At 51.4% G+C, this 16,908-nt stretch carries 18 protein-coding genes; 13 read left to right on the top strand and 5 right to left on the bottom strand.

From position 1 onward, the window contains the following. The first annotated feature begins 43 nt into the window (after positions 1 to 43). The 5 genes from egtB (at position 44) to TH61_RS14060 (ending at position 5,766) form a co-directional block, all read left to right on the top strand. On the top strand, positions 44 to 1,336 hold the full coding sequence (gene egtB, locus TH61_RS14080) for an ergothioneine biosynthesis protein EgtB (RefSeq protein ID WP_066510669.1): 1,293 nt from the start codon (positions 44 to 46) through the stop codon (positions 1,334 to 1,336). A gap of 8 nt (positions 1,337 to 1,344) precedes the next feature. Further along, positions 1,345 to 2,352, top strand: a complete 1,008-nt coding sequence (gene egtD, locus TH61_RS14075; RefSeq protein WP_066510668.1) for an L-histidine N(alpha)-methyltransferase — start codon at positions 1,345 to 1,347, stop codon at positions 2,350 to 2,352. Between the two features lie 212 nt (positions 2,353 to 2,564). Beyond that, positions 2,565 to 3,662, top strand: a complete 1,098-nt coding sequence (locus TH61_RS14070; RefSeq protein WP_066510666.1) for a pyridoxal phosphate-dependent aminotransferase — start codon at positions 2,565 to 2,567, stop codon at positions 3,660 to 3,662. A gap of 137 nt (positions 3,663 to 3,799) precedes the next feature. Further along, positions 3,800 to 5,161 (top strand): MATE family efflux transporter, encoded by a 1,362-nt coding sequence (locus TH61_RS14065; RefSeq protein WP_231862230.1) that lies wholly within the window; start codon positions 3,800 to 3,802, stop codon positions 5,159 to 5,161. Positions 5,162 to 5,217: 56 nt separating this feature from the next. After that, positions 5,218 to 5,766 carry a DUF922 domain-containing protein gene (locus TH61_RS14060; protein ID WP_071887849.1) on the top strand — a complete coding sequence of 183 codons (549 nt, stop codon included), beginning with the start codon at positions 5,218 to 5,220 and terminating at the stop codon, positions 5,764 to 5,766. Between the two features lie 50 nt (positions 5,767 to 5,816). Here the strand turns inward: TH61_RS14060 and TH61_RS14055 are convergent, their stop codons facing one another. Then, positions 5,817 to 7,355, bottom strand: a complete 1,539-nt coding sequence (locus TH61_RS14055) for an FAD-dependent oxidoreductase (protein ID WP_066510663.1) — start codon at positions 7,353 to 7,355, stop codon at positions 5,817 to 5,819. Between the two features lie 134 nt (positions 7,356 to 7,489). Between TH61_RS14055 and TH61_RS14050 the strand changes: the two genes are divergently transcribed. Beyond that, positions 7,490 to 7,828, top strand: a complete 339-nt coding sequence (locus TH61_RS14050; protein WP_066512885.1) for a tRNA-binding protein — start codon at positions 7,490 to 7,492, stop codon at positions 7,826 to 7,828. 47 nt (positions 7,829 to 7,875) lie between these two features. Here TH61_RS14050 and TH61_RS14045 read toward each other — a convergent pair whose 3' ends face one another. Beyond that, positions 7,876 to 8,304 carry a DUF4296 domain-containing protein gene (locus TH61_RS14045; RefSeq protein ID WP_157600724.1) on the bottom strand — a complete coding sequence of 143 codons (429 nt, stop codon included), beginning with the start codon at positions 8,302 to 8,304 and terminating at the stop codon, positions 7,876 to 7,878. A gap of 54 nt (positions 8,305 to 8,358) precedes the next feature. On the opposite strand from TH61_RS14045, the gene TH61_RS14040 reads away from it, so the two are divergent. The 5 genes from TH61_RS14040 (at position 8,359) to TH61_RS14020 (ending at position 12,527) form a co-directional block, all read left to right on the top strand. After that, the gene (locus TH61_RS14040) at positions 8,359 to 9,240 is read left to right on the top strand and encodes a DUF58 domain-containing protein (RefSeq protein WP_066510660.1); all 882 of its coding nucleotides are present in this window, start codon (positions 8,359 to 8,361) and stop codon (positions 9,238 to 9,240) included. Positions 9,241 to 9,391: 151 nt separating this feature from the next. Beyond that, entirely contained in the window at positions 9,392 to 10,309 is a 918-nt protein-coding gene (locus tag TH61_RS14035; RefSeq protein ID WP_066510659.1) for a hypothetical protein, read from the top strand. Beyond that, positions 10,290 to 11,339, top strand: a complete 1,050-nt coding sequence (locus tag TH61_RS14030; RefSeq protein WP_066510655.1) for a VWA domain-containing protein — start codon at positions 10,290 to 10,292, stop codon at positions 11,337 to 11,339. The genes TH61_RS14035 and TH61_RS14030 overlap by 20 nt, the downstream gene beginning before the upstream one ends. 113 nt (positions 11,340 to 11,452) lie before the next feature. After that, positions 11,453 to 12,142: a YggS family pyridoxal phosphate-dependent enzyme gene (locus tag TH61_RS14025; protein WP_066510647.1), complete on the top strand. Its 690-nt coding sequence runs from the start codon at positions 11,453 to 11,455 to the stop codon at positions 12,140 to 12,142. A 4-nt stretch (positions 12,143 to 12,146) separates the two neighbouring features. Next, positions 12,147 to 12,527, top strand: a complete 381-nt coding sequence (locus TH61_RS14020) for a DUF423 domain-containing protein (RefSeq protein WP_066510645.1) — start codon at positions 12,147 to 12,149, stop codon at positions 12,525 to 12,527. 347 nt (positions 12,528 to 12,874) lie between these two features. Here TH61_RS14020 and TH61_RS14015 read toward each other — a convergent pair whose 3' ends face one another. The 3 genes from TH61_RS14015 to TH61_RS14005 are packed head-to-tail and all read right to left on the bottom strand — an operon-like array spanning position 12,875 to position 15,244. Next, positions 12,875 to 13,315: a DUF1573 domain-containing protein gene (locus tag TH61_RS14015; protein WP_066510643.1), complete on the bottom strand. Its 441-nt coding sequence runs from the start codon at positions 13,313 to 13,315 to the stop codon at positions 12,875 to 12,877. A gap of 43 nt (positions 13,316 to 13,358) precedes the next feature. Further along, positions 13,359 to 14,786 carry an ATP-dependent RecD-like DNA helicase gene (locus TH61_RS14010; protein WP_066510641.1) on the bottom strand — a complete coding sequence of 476 codons (1,428 nt, stop codon included), beginning with the start codon at positions 14,784 to 14,786 and terminating at the stop codon, positions 13,359 to 13,361. Further along, positions 14,783 to 15,244: a PaaI family thioesterase gene (locus TH61_RS14005; protein WP_066510638.1), complete on the bottom strand. Its 462-nt coding sequence runs from the start codon at positions 15,242 to 15,244 to the stop codon at positions 14,783 to 14,785. The genes TH61_RS14010 and TH61_RS14005 overlap by 4 nt, the downstream gene beginning before the upstream one ends. A 38-nt stretch (positions 15,245 to 15,282) precedes the next feature. On the opposite strand from TH61_RS14005, the gene TH61_RS14000 reads away from it, so the two are divergent. Further along, the gene (locus tag TH61_RS14000) at positions 15,283 to 15,768 is read left to right on the top strand and encodes an NUDIX domain-containing protein (RefSeq protein WP_066510633.1); all 486 of its coding nucleotides are present in this window, start codon (positions 15,283 to 15,285) and stop codon (positions 15,766 to 15,768) included. Between the two features lie 172 nt (positions 15,769 to 15,940). Further along, a complete protein-coding gene (locus tag TH61_RS13995; protein ID WP_066510631.1) occupies positions 15,941 to 16,828 on the top strand; it encodes a DUF3822 family protein in 888 nt (295 codons plus the stop codon). The last annotated feature ends 80 nt before the right edge of the window (positions 16,829 to 16,908 follow it).

The raw sequence follows: 16,908 nt of genomic DNA, 5'->3' as shown, positions 1-16,908 counted from the left end.
CGGGCGAATTCTAGTTTAGAGAAGACTAGAACATTAAAAAACCATGTCTACGCCCGATCAAGGTATATCTGCCACCCTCTTGGCCCGTTTCCAGAGCATCAGAAAGCAAACAGAAGACCTATGCGCCCCACTCACGCCAGAGGATACGGTCATGCAGCCCATGGTGGATGTGAGTCCGCCTAAATGGCACCTGGGGCACACCACGTGGTTTTTTGAGACCTTCATCTTAAAACCGCATGCGCCAAATTACCAAGAGTTTCACCCGCAGTACGGTTTTCTGTTCAACTCCTACTACAACACCCTGGGCAGCCGCGTGAACCGCGCCGAGCGGGGCACTTTGTCTAGACCTCCCCTGGCAGATATTCTGGCCTACCGCCGGCATGTAAACAAAGCCATGGAGACGCTGCTGCAAAGTGATTTCCTACCTGAGAACGAAGACAAAACCCCGCTATTTGAACTGGGACTGCAGCATGAGCAACAGCACCAAGAACTCCTGGTCACCGACATCAAATACATTCTCTCCTGCAACCCCATGCTGCCCGCGTATCTGCCAGAATCTAACCCTGATTTTGGCCTGAAACCTGGAAAACAGCCCAAAAATGAATGGGTCACCGTACCCGCCGGACTCTACCAGATTGGCCATCAGGGTGACGGCTTCTGCTTTGACAATGAGTTGAACCAACACCAAGTGTACCTGGCAGAATTCAAGGCCCGCGCCTGGCTGGTGACCAACCAGGAGTACCTGAGATTCATAGAGGCTGGCGGCTACCAGAACTTTGTGTACTGGCTGGGCGAAGGCTGGGATTTGGTGCAGCTGCAGCAATGGGAGGCGCCTTTGTACTGGCTCAAGCAAGACGATGAATGGTTCCAGTACACTCTGCACGGTTTACAGAAACTAGACCTGCAGGCGCCCGTCACGCACATCAGTTTTTATGAGGCCCAGGCCTATGCCAATTGGAGCAGCAACCGGCTCCTCACCGAATTTGAGTGGGAAGCTCTGGCACAGTTGCACGCCGGAAGCCCCGCCGCTGGAAACTTCCTGGAGTCCCAAAAATTACAACCACAGCAAGCCTTTCAAGCAGATGAGAATGTACTTGTAGTTCAACTCTTAGGCGATGCCTGGGAATGGACGTACAGCGCCTACCTGCCTTACCCGGGTTTTGAAACCGCACCCGGCGCCATTGGCGAATACAATGGCAAGTTCATGATTAACCAAATGGTGTTGCGCGGCGGGTCTTGCGCCACGCCGCAAAGCCATATAAGAATCACCTACCGCAATTTCTTTCACCCCGACAAACGCTGGCAATTCACCGGCATACGTCTGGCCCAGAAATAGACAAAACTATGACACAGATTTTCTCCAACACCACCTCGCAGCTCATCAACCTGCTCCCCGAAGCCGTTTCTTCAGACACCGGGCTGGGTCAGGATGTTGCCCTGGGTTTGGCCGAGCATCCTAAGCACCTTTCTTCGCGGTTTTTCTATGATGCCAAGGGCAGCCAGCTGTTCCAGCAGATCATGAAGTTGCCAGAGTATTATTTGACCAAGCTGGAGTTCCAGATTTTAAAGCAGCAGCGCAAGGAGATTCTATACGCCTTCGGGACGCAGGAGCCGTTCCAGCTGGTGGATCTGGGCGCGGGAGATGCCTACAAGACCAAGCTTCTGCTGCAGGAATTGGTGTGCCAGAAAACGGATTTCACGTTTGTGCCCCTGGACATTTCGCCGGAGCAGTTGAAAGAGTTGCTGGAGGACTTGTCTCTCCGTTTTCCGGAGTTACCGGTGACCGCTTTGGCAGCCGAGTATTTCCCGGGCCTGCAGTGGCTCCAGCAGAACCACAGTGAACGCAAACTCATTCTGTTCTTGGGTTCTAATCTTGGGAATTTCAACCAGAAAGACGCACAGGAGTTTCTTTGCCAGATTAGAAAAAACCTGCAGCCAAAGGACCGTTTCTTACTGGGCATTGACCTTAAGAAAGACCCGGAGAAGATACGCCAGGCCTATGACGATGCCGCGGGCGTGACCGCCGCTTTTAACCTCAACCTGTTGCACCGGATCAACAAAGAATTGCAAGCCGATTTTGACGTGGACCAGTTCCAACACTTTGCCGAGTATGACCCCGTGGAAGGTACCATGCGTAGTTACCTCATCAGTAAGCAAGCCCAGGAAGTAACAGTGGGCGCTTTGAATCAAACCTTCAGCTTTGAAGCCTGGGAGACCATCCACACCGAGAACTCTTACAAATATTCTTTGCGGCAACTAAAAGAAATGGCCTTAAGTTGCGGCTTGGCCATTGACGACATCTTCACCGACGCTAGCCACGGCTTCGCAAACGTTCTGTTACGGCCAGTTTAATTGCTGATTGTTGATTGTTAGTTGCTGATTAATGATGCTACCCAAGATCCGTTTTTGGCCTGTTTTCCAGAAAGCAAGCCAAAAACGGATTCTTATTTTTAGGAGGAAATGTAAATGGTCTCTTGTACTTTGCCATCGATTTAAAACGGAAGGATTTACTTGCTCTCGTTCATCATTCAACAATCAGCAATCAATAACCAGCAAATAAATAGATGGACTTAATTCCTATGCATTTGGGCGTTTCGCACTTTACAACGCCTAAGGTGGCAGTGGAGGGCTTGCAGGAGGCGCTCCTACAGAATGACACCTACTACGGCCCAAATGAAGGAATCCTCAGTCTGCGGCAGGCCATTGCCAAGCGGTATTTAGAGGAAGACGGCATCCCGCTGCCCGAAAGCCAGGTGCTCATCACGCACGGGGCGAAGCACGCCATCCATCTGTATTTGCAAAGCCTGTTACAGCCCGGTGACGAGGTAGTCATTTTGGCGCCGTACTGGTTTGCGTTCCCAGACCTAGTGCGTTTGAACGGCGGCGAGTTAGTTTCTATCCCGGCCAATCCCGAGGCGGAGTACGCACTGCCCGTAGAAGCCCTGCAACAAGCCATCACGCCCAAGACCAGGCTTGTTATCCTCTCCAACCCCGGCAACCCGACGGGCAAAGTCTACTCTCCTGAGGAGCTGCGCGTGGTAGCAGACCTAATTGAAGCGCACCCAAACATTCATGTGCTGTCAGATGAGATTTACGACGGCCTGCAGTATGAAAGGGCGCCTTACAGTTTTCTGCGGTTTGAGCATTTGCGCGGCCGCGTGGCCGTAGTGAACGGGTTCTCTAAATCATTTGCCATGTCGGGCTGGCGCGTGGGGTATTTGATTGCTCCTTTTGAAATTTTAGAGAAAGCAGGTGATTTGCAGCTCAAGACCATTTCGGGCGTGTCTCCCTTGAACCAAGCCGCGACTACCCAAGCCATGACCCACCGCCAGGAAATTTGGAAATCATTTAAGGAAGAATTGAAGCCTAAAAAAGCACGCGTGCAGGAGGTCCTTGAAACTATAACTGGCCTTCAGTATTTTGTGCCAGAGGCGAGCTATTACTATACCCTGGATGTACACAATTACCTGCGCGCCGCCAACCCGGCCGCTTCTTACCAAACCGCCGAAGCCTGGGCTGCCGCCATGAAGGAGCAGGTTGGTCTGGAGGTTTTGCCGGGCACCAACATGGGCATGCCTACCGCCGTACGCATGTCCTTCGCCTTGCCGGATCACATCTTAGAAAGTGCCCTGCTTCGTCTTAAGGCCTTTCTGGAGCAATAAGTCGCCCTCGTTTTTGGCCTGCTTTCTGGGAATCTGGCCAAAAACGGCACTCACTCACTCACTCACTCACTCACTCACTCACTCACTCACTCACTCAAGATAATTGGCTGCGGTTGCTTCCTGAAATAGCTGTAGTTTTGCAGTCTATTCAGTTTACAGCCATCGTGATTTTTTCTCCTGTTTATAGGCAACATTACAAAGCCACATTTTTATTAGCGTTTCCGGTAGTTCTTAGCCAACTGGGCCACATCATGGTGACGGTGGTGGACAGCATCATGGCCGGCCGCATCGGCACGAAACAATTGGCCGCTGCCTCTTTGGGCAACAGCATTTTCACCATTGTGCTGGTGTTTGGCCTGGGTATCTCGTACAGCATCACGCCTTTGATTGCCCGCGCCAATGGGCGTAAAAATCATTTGCGAATTGCTTTAATCTTGTTGAACGGACTGGTGTTGAACACCTTGATTGGCGTGTTCCTGTTCCTCATCTTTTACGGCCTCTCCCCGCTCATCCATTACCTGCAGCAGCCTTTGGACGTGGTGCGCTTGACCATTCCGTACGTCAATATCCTGTTTCTGTCCATGGTGCCGTTGATGGTGTTTCAGGGGTTCAAGCAGTTTGCCGAAGGACTTTCGCTCACCCGGCAGTCCATGTACATCTCTATCTTCGCGAATGTGTTGAACGTGGTCCTAAACTACATTCTGATCTATGGAAAGCTGGGAATGCCAGTCTTGGGTTTGAACGGGGCGGCCTGGGCCACGCTTATCTCCAGGGTGGTGATGGCGGTGATGATGGGTGGCTACGTGATGCTTTTCCCTAGGTTTGAGATTTACCGGAAGTACTTGAAAAGACAGCACCTCTCTTGGGCGCACATGCTCACCATGCTCAAGATTGGATTTCCTATCTCTTTGCAGATGATTTTTGAAATGGGAGCATTTAGTTTCTCGGCGGTCATGATTGGCTGGGTAGGTGCCACGCAGTTGGCCGCGCATCAGATTGCCTTAAACGTGGCTTCGGTGACGTACATGATGGCCAGCGGCATCTCGGCGGCGGCTACCATCCGGGTGGGAAATCTGCGCGGGTACGGGGACGGGCATGGGGTGCACACGGCGGGCTACAGCAGCATGGTCATGGGCGCCTTGTTCATGGCGGGCACCGGTTTGTTGATCATCTTCGCCAAAGAATTGATTCCAGCTTTCTATGTGAAGGACGTGGCCGTGCAGGCCTTGGCCTCTAAGCTGTTGATTGTGGCGGCGCTGTTCCAGATTTCGGATGGGGTACAGGTGGTGGCCTTGGGCGCCTTGCGCGGGCTGGAGGATGTGAAAGTGCCTAGCATGATCTCTCTTTTCTCGTATTGGCTAATTGCCCTACCAGTAGGCTACACGTTAAGTTTTGTGTTTGAGATGGGGGCCATGGGCGTCTGGACCGGGTTGTTGACAGGTTTGTCTATTGCCGCGGTACTTTTGTTCTTTAGATTCCGTAAATTCAGTCCGGCGTAAGTTTCTTCTCCAAAATTGAAACTTGCGGCGGTACGGTTCTTGTTACGGTCTCATCTATGCCAATATCTATACTATCGCTGTGGTTAAGCGCCCTGTTTTTAGGTCCTTCCGCAGATACTAAACCCAAAGTAATTAAAACCGACTCAGACATTCCATGGGCGATGCAAAAGCGCCTTTCCTGGGATGATTTTGCCGGTGAACCCGCGCCCAACAACAGCCACCACGCCCTCACCTCTACCAACATGGAGATGAAGGTGAAGTGCGAGAACAACCAGCTTAAGTTTAAGGTAGACGCCGTTTTCAACCCGAAGGAGTCCTGGACCCGCAACCGCGAGTCGCATGCCCTGTTGGCCCATGAGCAGCTGCATTTTGACATCACCGAGCTGCACGCCCGCCAATTGCGCAAACGCCTGGCCTCTCTGCCCAACCCCTGCACCAGAGGCGCCGCCGACCTGAACAAGTACGCCAACCTGGCCTTTGAGGCCTGGCACAAGGAAGAAGACCAGTATGACAAGGAAAGCCGCCATGGTTTGGACAAAGCCCAACAACAGGCCTGGCAAGACTCTGTAGAAGAACGATTGAAGGCCCTGGAAGCCTACAAATAAAAAAAGCCTGCTACGTGTGTAGCAGGCTTTTTTTATCATATTTGATCAGCCTATGGCTTATCTAAGTCTCTCACGGCTGGTCCGGCAATCACTTTACCATGCGGGTCAAATCTGGAGCCGTGGCAAGGGCAGTCCCAGGACATTTCTGAATGGTTCCAATCCACAATACAGCCCAAGTGGGTGCAGACTGCTGAACATTCGGTGCGGTGACCGTTCTCGTCACAATACACGGCTACTTTGCTTACGCCGCGCTGCACCACTTTGCCGGTGCCTGGGGCAATCTCCTCCTCGTCTTTGGCGCCGGGCTTCACCCAGTCAACGTATTGGGCCGCCACGTTCAAGTTCTCCTTCAAGAACTCCTTGGCGGTTTCCATAGATAAGGTCACGCGGCTTGGGTCGTAGAGTTTCTCCCATGGGTTGGCCTTGCCCTGGATTAAGTCTGAAATGAGCATACCTGCAATGGTGCCGTGCGTCATGCCGTGGCCCGAGTCGCCGGTGGCAATATACACATTCTTGGTATCGCCGGGATTGCGGCCGATAAAGGCCATGAAGTCTACCGGTTCCATCACCTGGCCAGACCATCTGAACACCGTGTCCGTCACCATCGGGAATTTTTTGCGGGTCCAGTCTTCCAGGCAGGCAAAGCGTTCGTTTTCATCGGTGTTGGATTGTCCGGTTTTATGGTCTTCGCCGCCTACAATCAAGACGTCATGCGCTTCTTTTTCTTCGCCGGCCACAGAACCCAGGCGCACATAGTGGTAAGGGTCTGAATCGTCCCAGTATAGGGCCAGGGGCACGCTGTTTTTAGGTACGCGCATGCCCACTACGTAGGTACGGTATGGTGCCTGCTTGGTGTGCATGGTTACAAAGTCATTGACCGGGGTATTGGTGCAGACTACCAGGTGATTCGCCGCTACAGAATAACCTGCGTCTGTAGTGACTCTGGTGACGTTGCCGCTTTCAAACTGCTTGACGTGGCTGTGCGTGAAAATGAGGCCGTCATGGTCAATGATGAACTGCGCCAGCTTCCAGAGATATTTGATGGGGTGGAACTGCCCTTGGTTGGGGAACTCCAGACACGGGCCCTCGCTCACGCTTTGCACCGGGCAGCGCTTGAGCTTGACCACTTCTTTGATGCCCAATTGGTGACAGGCTTGCAGTTCCTCGTCCAGCTGGTCTTCGGTGTCTTTAGCGCCCAAAAACAGATAGCCAGGTAAGCGGGTGAAGTCGCAGTCTATTTTTTCGTCTTTGATGATCTGTTCAATCTTGTTGATGGCGTCGCGATGGCTTTCATAGGCCAGTTTGGCGTTGGCATCACCCAAAACGCTTTTGATTTTACTAAAGCGGTCGTCCAAGGCCCAGGACAAATGCGCCGTGGTACGGCTGGTCTCGCCGCCGCAGATGTCGCCAGCGTCCAGCACGATTACTTTTTTACCGGCCTTGGCCAGCAGGTAGGCAGTGGTGAGGCCAGCAATACCGGCTCCTACTACACAGACATCGGTGGTGAGGTTTTCAGAAAGGGATGAGGTGGCCGGCATGGTGACGCCCGGTTGCCAAACAGACAAAGTGGTACCCGTATTATTTTTCATAGTTGCAGGAATGGAGTGAATACGCTAAGGCCTTCTGGCAAAGCTTTTTTAACGTACGAAGTCCATACAAAGAGAGTTCTTACCCCTTTGCCTACTTGCCCAGAGCCCTTATCTTGCAAGAAAAAAATACAGCGATGGATCAACACATCACCTGGGATCAATTCATGGCCGTGGACCTGCGAGTGGGAACGATCATTCAGGCAGAGCCTTTCCCCGAAGCCCGCAAACCCGCTTACCGCCTTTGGGTAGACCTAGGCGACCTGGGCATCAAAAAATCAAGCGCGCAGATTACGCACCATTACTCATTAGAAGAGCTGGTAGGAAGACAGGTGTTGTGCGTGACCAATTTCCCGCCTAAGCAGATTGGCCCCTGGATGTCTGAGGTGCTGGTGACCGGTTTTGAAGATGCTAACAAGCACATAGTACTGGCCCAACCGCAGCAGCCGGTGCCCAACGGCAAGAGGTTGTTGTAACCGTTTTTAGCTTATTTTCCGGAAATCAGGCTAAAAACGGAGGAAAGCTATTCTACCTCTACGGGGGCAGGTTTTCCGCTATCTGCTGGTATTGGCACAACGGGAGGAGTTGCCTCTTTGACCACTTGGCCGGGTTTTGGGGTTAATTTGGCTTCGCGCAAGCTTAGGCTGTCCAGGATTTTCTCATAGATCTTGTCCAACAGTGCAGGGTTCTGCAGGTAATAATCATAGCTATGCCGGAAGGAGCTGTCTGTAAGCGAATGCTTTTTGAGGATGTCCTTTTGCACGTTCTTAAATACCATGCGCGAGGTGTCATATTGCATGATGGTTCTGCCAATGCGGGCCTCGGCTAGGTGAATGTCCAACAGTACGCTGGTCATCTTGTCTTCAGAAACCAAGTCTACAGGCGCGTTGGTTTTGGGTTCACAGGCCAGCATTCCCAGGCAGAGCATAAAGAGGTACAGACGTTTTTTCACGCGGTTGTCGGTAAGATTCGGTAAATTTAGGACGCTGCACAAACCTTCTTAGGCATGAAAGACTTGGTCAGGAAGCTACGAAAGTACGAGATACAGATAAGAAAGGCAATTGACGCTCAACTCCAGGGCGACTTCAAATCTGTGTTCAAAAGTTCTGGGCTCGAATTTGACGACGTGCGGGCCTACCAGTACGGCGATGACGTGCGCTCCATAGACTGGAACGTAAGCGCCAAGGGCCATGGTACGTTTGTGAAGACTTACCGCGAAGAAAAAGAGCAGAACGTGTTCATTCTCCTGGATGTGTCTGGGTCGCAATCGCTGGGCGTGCCCGGCCTGCAGAAAATGGACATCGGGAAGGAGATTAGCGGCATTTTGGCTCTGGCCGCCATCAAACAGGGAAGCCAGCTGGGCATGATCTGCTTTAGTGACACCAAGGAAAAATACCTGAAGCCCGGCAAAGGTACCGAGCACGCTTACTCCCTCATCAAGACCCTGGTGCAGCTGCAGCCCTCCTCCAAAAAGACCAACATAGGTGAAGGCATACGGCTGGCCTTGAACGTGGTCAAGCGCAAGAGCATCATCATCCTTATCTCAGATTTCATTGACCTGAGTTACGAGCGCGAGCTAATCATGCTGGCCAAAAAACATGACTTGGTGGTGTTGCAGCTCATGGACAAGCGCGAGACCGCCTTCCCCAGTTTGGGCATTGTCCCACTCCTGGACAAGGAGTCCGGTAAAACCATCTGGATCAACACTTCTTCCAAGGCCTTTAAGGAACGGTACCTACTCCCCTACGCCGAAAACCAAGAGAAACTCACCAAGATCTGCCGCAAGTACCAAGCCGATTTCCTGCCCATCTACGTGGACCAAGACTACGCACCCCAACTGGTCAACCTCTTCAGGGCCCGCAACAAAATCATGAAAAGAAGTTCTTAAGGTAACGGTGTGCTGGCTTCAGCTTAAATAAGAATAGCGAAATACTACACGCAAGCACTGGCCGTTTTTAGGCTGTTTTCTGGAAAGTAGGCCAAAAACGGTTAAAAAAGGCGGCGGTCTTGTATCTTGCGTTCTGTGTCTAAAAATCATCATGAGTAAAAAAGGCTGGTGGGTGTTGTTTTGGTTGCTTCCCTTCACGGGGTTAGCCCAGATTCCTACTGTCCAGCTCAAGGGTTATTTTCTTAAAGACACTGTTGAAGTAGGCCAAACCGTGCGGTATGTGCTGCTCTCTGTACATGCCCCAGAAGCCGAGCTGGTCTTCCCGGACAGCTCCTTTAAATTCGCGCCATTTGAGTTGGTCAGGAAGGAGTTCTACCCTACCCGCACTCAAGTCTCCAAAAGCGTGGACAGCACCATTTACCTGCTGCGCACCTTCAGCCTGAGCCCGGTACAGAAACTACAGGTGCACGCGCAGCTCTTCCTGCAAGGAGACACCCTACAGTTGAATACCCTGCCAGACTCGCTGTTTTTAAGACAGCTGGTCACTACCGTAGAGGACCCTCTGCCCTTGCGGTCTACCACCCAGCTGCAACCCGTGCCCGAGATGTTCAACTATTTGTACTGGGGTTTGGGGGGCATTGCCGGCTTGGTCTTGATTGGCGGCATCTGGGGGTTGTTTGGCAAGCGCATCATCAATAGGTACAAGCTGTATGTGCTTCAGAAATACCAAAACCAGTTCCAGAGTCGGTTTCAAAGCACGACGGAGCGCTTTAAACGCACCCGAACCCTGGAGCAGTTGGAGCGCGGCATTACCCTCTGGAAAAACTACCTTACAAAGCTGGAAGAGAAAGAGATTAGCTCCTTTACCACCAAGGAAATCACCAACTTTTATGAGGAGGATGAGCAGGTGGGCAACGCCTTGAAAGTATGCGACCGGGCCATTTACGGCAACATCATCTCTGATGACATCTCTGAAGTGACCGACGCCCTCACCCAGCTTTCCCAGTTTGCCGCGCTGCGGTTTGTAATCATTAGAGACTCTCTGCGCAATGTGGCAAACACCCTCTGATTATACCTGGCTCAACGTGCACTGGTTTAGCTGGCGCACCTGGCAGTCCTTTGACTGGGAGAACCCGGGCTTTCTGTACGCTTTGCTGGCGGTGCCGCTGCTGTTTCTGCTGCGCTGGCTCTTGCACCTCAGGTTCCGGAAGAAGCTGGACGTGGCCTTGTTTGAAGGCAAAGCCAAGTGGCATTGGACCAGCACCCTGCGCTACGTGCCAGACTTGGTGTTCGGGCTGTTTTTGATGCTGGTCTTGGTGGCATTGGCCCGTCCCCAGAAAACCGACGAGACCATTGAGCAATTTGCCGAAGGCATTGACATTGTGCTGGTCATGGACGTGTCTGGCTCCATGGAACTCACCGACTTTAAACCCAACCGTTTGGAGGCCGCTAAAAAAGTAGCCTTGCAGTTTGTGAACGGCCGCGTGCAGGACCGCATTGGCGTAGTAGTCTTTGCTGGTCAGGCTTTCTCTTTGGTCCCGCTCACCACTGACTATTCTTTGGTACGCGAAAGCATTGAAGGCATAGAGCTTAACATGATCCCTGAAGACGGAACGGCCATTGGCAGCGCCCTGGCCGTGGCCCTCAACCGCCTGCGGGAATCCACTGCCAAGTCTAAAGTATGCATTTTGATTAGTGACGGCGAGAATACTGCCGGTAGCCTGGACCCAGAGCTGGCGGCCCAATTGGCCCACGCCTTCCAGGTGAAGCTCTACACGGTGGGCATCGGGAAAGACGGCACGGTCCAACTTCCGGCAGACTCTACGGGTCAAGTAGTCACGGTGCAGACTGGCCTGGAAGAAAAGACTCTGCGGCAGCTGGCCTCTCTAGCTGAGGGCCAATTCTACCGCGCCCAGGATGCCAATACACTCATAAGCATCTTCAAGAAAATCAACGCCCTAGAGAAAACCGAGGTAAAAGAAACCCGCTACCGCGACACCAAAGACTACTACCAGGTATATTTGCGCTGGGCCATTCTTCTCTTTCTGTTCTGGCTCCTGCTCAAAAACACCTTTTTCACCAACGCGTTAGAAGATTAGAATAATAGACACAAGACGTAAGACATAAGATTCAAGACTCCTTCAGTCATATATAATTGGTGATTTAAAAAGAAATCTTGTGTCTTATATCTTGCGTCTTAAATCCCAAAGAAATGTCCATCCAAGAAAGCATACAGGAGTTTAACAAAAGGCTGCAAGGCTCCAACTGCCAGTTGATAGCGGTTTCTAAAACCCACCCCGTGGAGCTGATCAGGGAAGCCTATGCCGCCGGCCAACGGGCTTTCGGGGAGAATAAGGTACAGGAGATGATGGAGAAGCAACCTTCGCTCCCCGAGGATGTACAATGGCACATGATTGGCCACTTGCAGACCAACAAGGTAAAGTACATAGCGCCCTATGTGCATTTGATTCAGTCCGTGGATAGTTTAAAGCTGCTCCAGGAAATCAACAAACAGGCGCTTAAGTATGACCGCGTGATTGATGTTTTGCTGCAGTTTTACATTGCCGAGGAGGAAACCAAATACGGTCTGTCCCTGGAAGAAGCCCAACAGCTGCTTCGGTCTGAGGCGTTTAAAGAATTGCAGAATGTGCGCATTTGCGGCGTGATGGGCGTGGCCACCAACACCGAGTCTGACGAAGAACTGCAAAAGGAATTCAGGGCCCTCCGCGCTATCTTTGACACTCTAAAACAAGAGTTTTTCGCGGGTGCCGAATCCTTCAAGGAAATCTCCATGGGCATGAGCTCAGACTACCAATTAGCCATCGCCGAAGGCAGCACCATGATCCGGGTGGGCAGCGCCATCTTCGGGCATAGAAACTACAACCTTCCTTCAAACCAATAAACGCATGTCACCTAAAACGATTTTGATACTCGGCGCTTTGATCAGTGGCCTGGGCGTGATGATTGGCGCCTTCGGGGCACACGGCCTTAAAGACATCCTAGCGGTCACCAACCGCACTGAGACCTTTGAAACCGCCGTCAAATACCAGATGTACCATGCCCTAGGCCTTCTGCTAGTGGGCATTCTCATCACCCATTTCCCTGCTATTACGGGCATGAAAATTACGGGTATCTGCTTCTTGATCGGGATTCTGATTTTCTCGGGCAGCCTATACATTCTGAGCGTGACCGGCATTACCTGGCTGGGTGCCATCACGCCCATTGGCGGCCTGTTCCTGATTGCCGGATGGTTGAATTTGGTCTGGGTACTGGCAAAGAATCTGTAATAGATTGTTTATTGTCAATTGTTGGTTGTTGTGCTTAGAAAGAAATTCATTTTTGGCTTGTTTTCCAGAAAACAAGCCAAAAATGAATTTCTTTCTCCTAACGAATCTTATGTAACAATACCTTAACCCTAGATTCTCCTAAACTTTAAAAAGCTGGATATCATGGCGCAAGTCTCCGCTTGTGTTCTTACGCTTTTTATTCTGACATACATTGGGACGCTTGCTGCATAAAGAATGAATACACTAAATAGATTCAATTGACAATCAGCAACGCAAAAACGCCTCTCTAGCTTAAAAGCTAGAGAGGCGTTTTTGCGTTGCTTTCTGGAAAATAGGCCAAAAACAGATTATTGAGCAGCCACTATGGTAGTAGCAATCATTACCTGGGTGGTGCCTTGTAGGGCGTTGGAGTCTATGGTAATGACTTTGTTCTGCTTTCCTAGTTTGCCAGCGCTGTTAAAATGGGCCGTGATGTCCGCTGATTGTCCGGGCTGAATGGGCGTCTTCGGCCAGGTGGGCACGGTACAACCGCAGGTGGTGCGTACGTTGGAAATCACCAAAGGCTTAGACCCGTTGTTGGTGAATTTAAAGGTGTATTCCACCACTTCGCCCTGCTTGATGGTGCCAAAGTCATGCTTGGGCTCCTCAAACACAATGGACGGTCCGGCTGGTACTGGCGGAGCCACTACCGGTACCACGGCCGTTAACGTACTGTCTTGCGTGGTTTGGGCCATGGCCGCGGTGCTTCCCAAAAACAGGAACAGCCCCCAAAGTAAAATCTTCTTCATATTGTTAGGTTTCAAACTAGTAACTATCTTCTCAATACCTATATTATTCTTCTATCTCAATAGGCGCACCTTCCAGCAATTTAGAGTTAAAGTTGACCAGAAACAACTGCTCTGAGGCCCGCGTGGTGGCCGTGTATAGCCAACGTGCGAATTCCTGGTTCACCAAGTCCTCCTTCAGGTACCCATAGTCCACAAACACCGCCTGCCATTGGCCACCCTGCGCCTTGTGGCAGGTTAAGGCGTAGGCAAACTTCACTTGCAGGGCATTCAAGTACTTGTCTTGCTTCATCTCTAGGGTCCGTTGTCGCTTGCTTTTGAGGTGCTGGTAGTCTTGCAGGACCTCGGCGTAGAGTTGCTTGTTTTTGTCAGCGGGCAGGGCGGGCGTCTCTGAATGCAGCGTGTCCAGCATGATCTTGATTTCCAGCTCCTCTTCCTGTGGATAGTCCACAAACTTTATCTGCACATCCGCGAAGCGCATGTTATACATCTCCTCATAGCGGATGATTTTGGTGATTTCCACGAAGTCACCGTTGGCCATGAAGCCTATGCTGGAGTCTTTGGGCAGCCAACCGTAGTTGTTGCGCACAATCATGAGGTAATCGCCGGCGCTTATCTCGTCTTCATGGAAGAAAATCTGGCGCCTGATGTGCTGGTTGTAGAGGTTGGCGGTTTTGTTGGAACGGCAGATAACGGTGGTGTTGTCAATCCCGAACTTCTCATAGGCGTAGCGCAAGCCATCCTCCAGTTTCTCACCAGTCATGGCAAAAATATCGTGGTAGCCTTTGGTCCTAAAGCTGAGTTCGGGCTGTTCTTTGATGAGCTCGTTCCGCATGCGAGTGGCGTTCATCAAGATGCCGGATTCCTCGGCCTGGCGCATCACTTGCCGCATTTCCATCTGGTGCACGTGTACCTGGAAATTGTTCTGCAAGTACGCAGGGTCTAGTGACGGGCTGATGGTCTGGTTCACCGGTGGCAGCTGGGCGGTGTCTCCTATCAAGAGCAGCTTGTTGTTGGTGTGCTCAAAGATGTAGGCCATCAAGTCCTGCAGAAGACCGTTATCCCCAAAGGCTTTCTCATCTGAGATCATGGAGGCCTCATCCACTATGTAGAGCACATGCTCCTGCTTGTTGGGCTGGCGCGTGAAGGCCAACCCATCTGAGTAGGCGTTGGCCGTCTGCTTGTAGATTTTCTTATGAATGGTAGAGGCCTGCTTGCCCGTGTAGGTGGCCATCACTTTGGCGGCCCTACCGGTGGGCGCCAACAGCACGTACTTGTAGCCAAACTTGTTCAGGATTTTGACCAGGGCGCTTACCACCGTGGTTTTACCGGTACCCGCAAACCCTTTGAGCATGAACACTTCCTTTAGGCCGGTTTTGCGCAGAATGAACTGCTCCAGCTTCTGGAAAAGGGCCGCCTGGTCAGCGGTGGGTTCAAAAGGAAAGCTCTTGCGTAAGGCCTCTGCGGGGGTCATGCGGGGTTTTGTGGTTTGGTATCTTCGGGGTGCAAGGTAGCCATGGTGGCCGACGCTTTGGCAATTAAAACCTGCTGGCCCTGTTCCCCTTCTGAAAAGATTTCGGCCTCACAAAAGTTCAATTTACGACCTTGTTTAATCACCCATCCCTTGGCTATTAATTTGGTACCCAAACCCGGGTTTAAATAAGATACGCGCAGGTCAACGGTCACCACATGGTGGTCTGCGGGTACCAGTGTCACCGCAGCAAAACCCATGACAATATCTGCCAGCGTGGCCGTGACGCCGCCGTGGGCATAGCCCTTGTGCTGCTTGTGTTTCTCCTCCAGGGCCAGGGTGCCCTCTACTCTTCCTATTTCTATGGTATCTATTTCAAAACCCAACAAATGCATGTAAAATTGCCGCTGAAGTTTTTCTTTTACCGTATCTCTGTACTGAGGATTATACGTCTGCATCATTTGGCAAAAGTACGGCCTAAGGATCTGCCCTACAACCTATGGAGAATATTCATCCGCTTGCGGAACCATATAGCTTTAAAACTCGCGTGAGAGTCTGCGGACTATTAATACATAACAACACGTTACTGCTGGCCCGCCACAAGGCCGCCTTTACTGACGGCTCCTTCTGGATTCCGCCGGGCGGTGGCTTGGAGTACGGCGAAAAAGTAAAAGACTGCCTTAAACGGGAGTTCCAGGAAGAGACCGGCCTCACGGTGGAAGTGGGCAGGTTTCTGTACCTGCATGAATTCTTGCGCCCACCGCTTCACGCCATTGAGTTGTTCTTTGAAGTAAAGCTGGTGTCTGGCGAGTTGCAGATGGGCTCTGATCCTGAGCATAGCCTGGAGGCCCAGTTGCTGGAGGAGGTTCGTTTTTTAAGCGTCAAGGATATGTTTGCCCTGCACCGCGAAGAGCTGCACCCCGTCCTGCACGGCCTGGTGAACATGGATGATCTTTTCATCCCTCGGTTTGAATTTGCCAGTTAGCTTCACTTTTCAATTTCTTGCTGTTTTTCAACTGATTAGGGTTTTATAGCTATTGATAATTCTGCGGGCATGATCAGGGGAGCGTGCACGGTTGCGGTAAAATCTGTATAATTGTAGCTCTTGGGCAGCCAGTGGTTGTTGCCTTGCATGTATTACCTCTACACCCTTTCTTTTGGATAGCTTCACCGCAGCTTTTAAGCAATCGCAACGCGTGGTAGATGACGCCTTTGACGTGTCTGCCTCTGCCAACGCTCATCTTTATTTTTGCTTTGGCGCGCACAGACTGCGTTTAGGCGTCCTGGACACAGAGCGCAATAAGTTTGTGGCCATGGAAGACTATGAGTCCAACAGACCTGTGAGCGTAGACGGTGCCATATCCTATCTAGAGTCTTTGACCACCACCAGCCCCATCTTGCAGCAGAAGCGCTGGAAAACGGTGCGCATCGCCATTAAAAGCCAGCAGTTCACGCTCATTCCGGCCACTTTGTTTGATGTGAACGCCCGCGAAGAATACCTGCAGTTGAATGCAGAATTAGACGGTGCATCAGAACTGGTTCATGACTACGCGCATCCCCGCCTGGAACTCATCAACGTGTTCACCGTGCCCACCAAACTACAGGCCTGGGCCGAAGGGCATTTTGAGACCCCAGAACTGGAGTTTGTGCACCAGACCTCCAGCCTCATGGAAGGTTTCCTGCACGCTGCTGAGCGCAGTGCCCGTCCGCAGTTGTATGTGTACGTGGACAAGAACTACGTCACGCTGGTAGTGTTGCATGAAACCCGATTGGAGTTTTGCAATTCCTTCTACTTCTCCTCCCAAGAGGATTTCATCTACTTTATCTTGTTTGTGTTGCAGGAGAAGAAGATGAACCCAGACCAGGATCAGGTCCACGTGTGGGGTGAGCTGATGGTGCACTCAGAACTATTTGAAGTGTTGCGCAAGTACATTCGGAATGTACAGTTCGGGAAGAAACCAACAGGCGTGGGTTACAGCTACCGTTTTGACGCCCTCTTTGAGCATCGCAACTTTGACATGTACAGCCTGCATTTTTGTGAATAGGTTCACCCTCCGTTTTTAGCCTATTTTCTGGAAAATAAGCAAAAAATGGCTTTTATGTTTTTATTAAGCCGTTCTTAAAT

The organism is Rufibacter sp. DG15C (assembly GCF_001577755.1).
Taxonomy (GTDB): domain Bacteria; phylum Bacteroidota; class Bacteroidia; order Cytophagales; family Hymenobacteraceae; genus Nibribacter.
The sequence above is the reverse complement of the archived record's forward strand: the minus strand, read 5'-3'. Positions and strand labels throughout refer to the sequence as shown.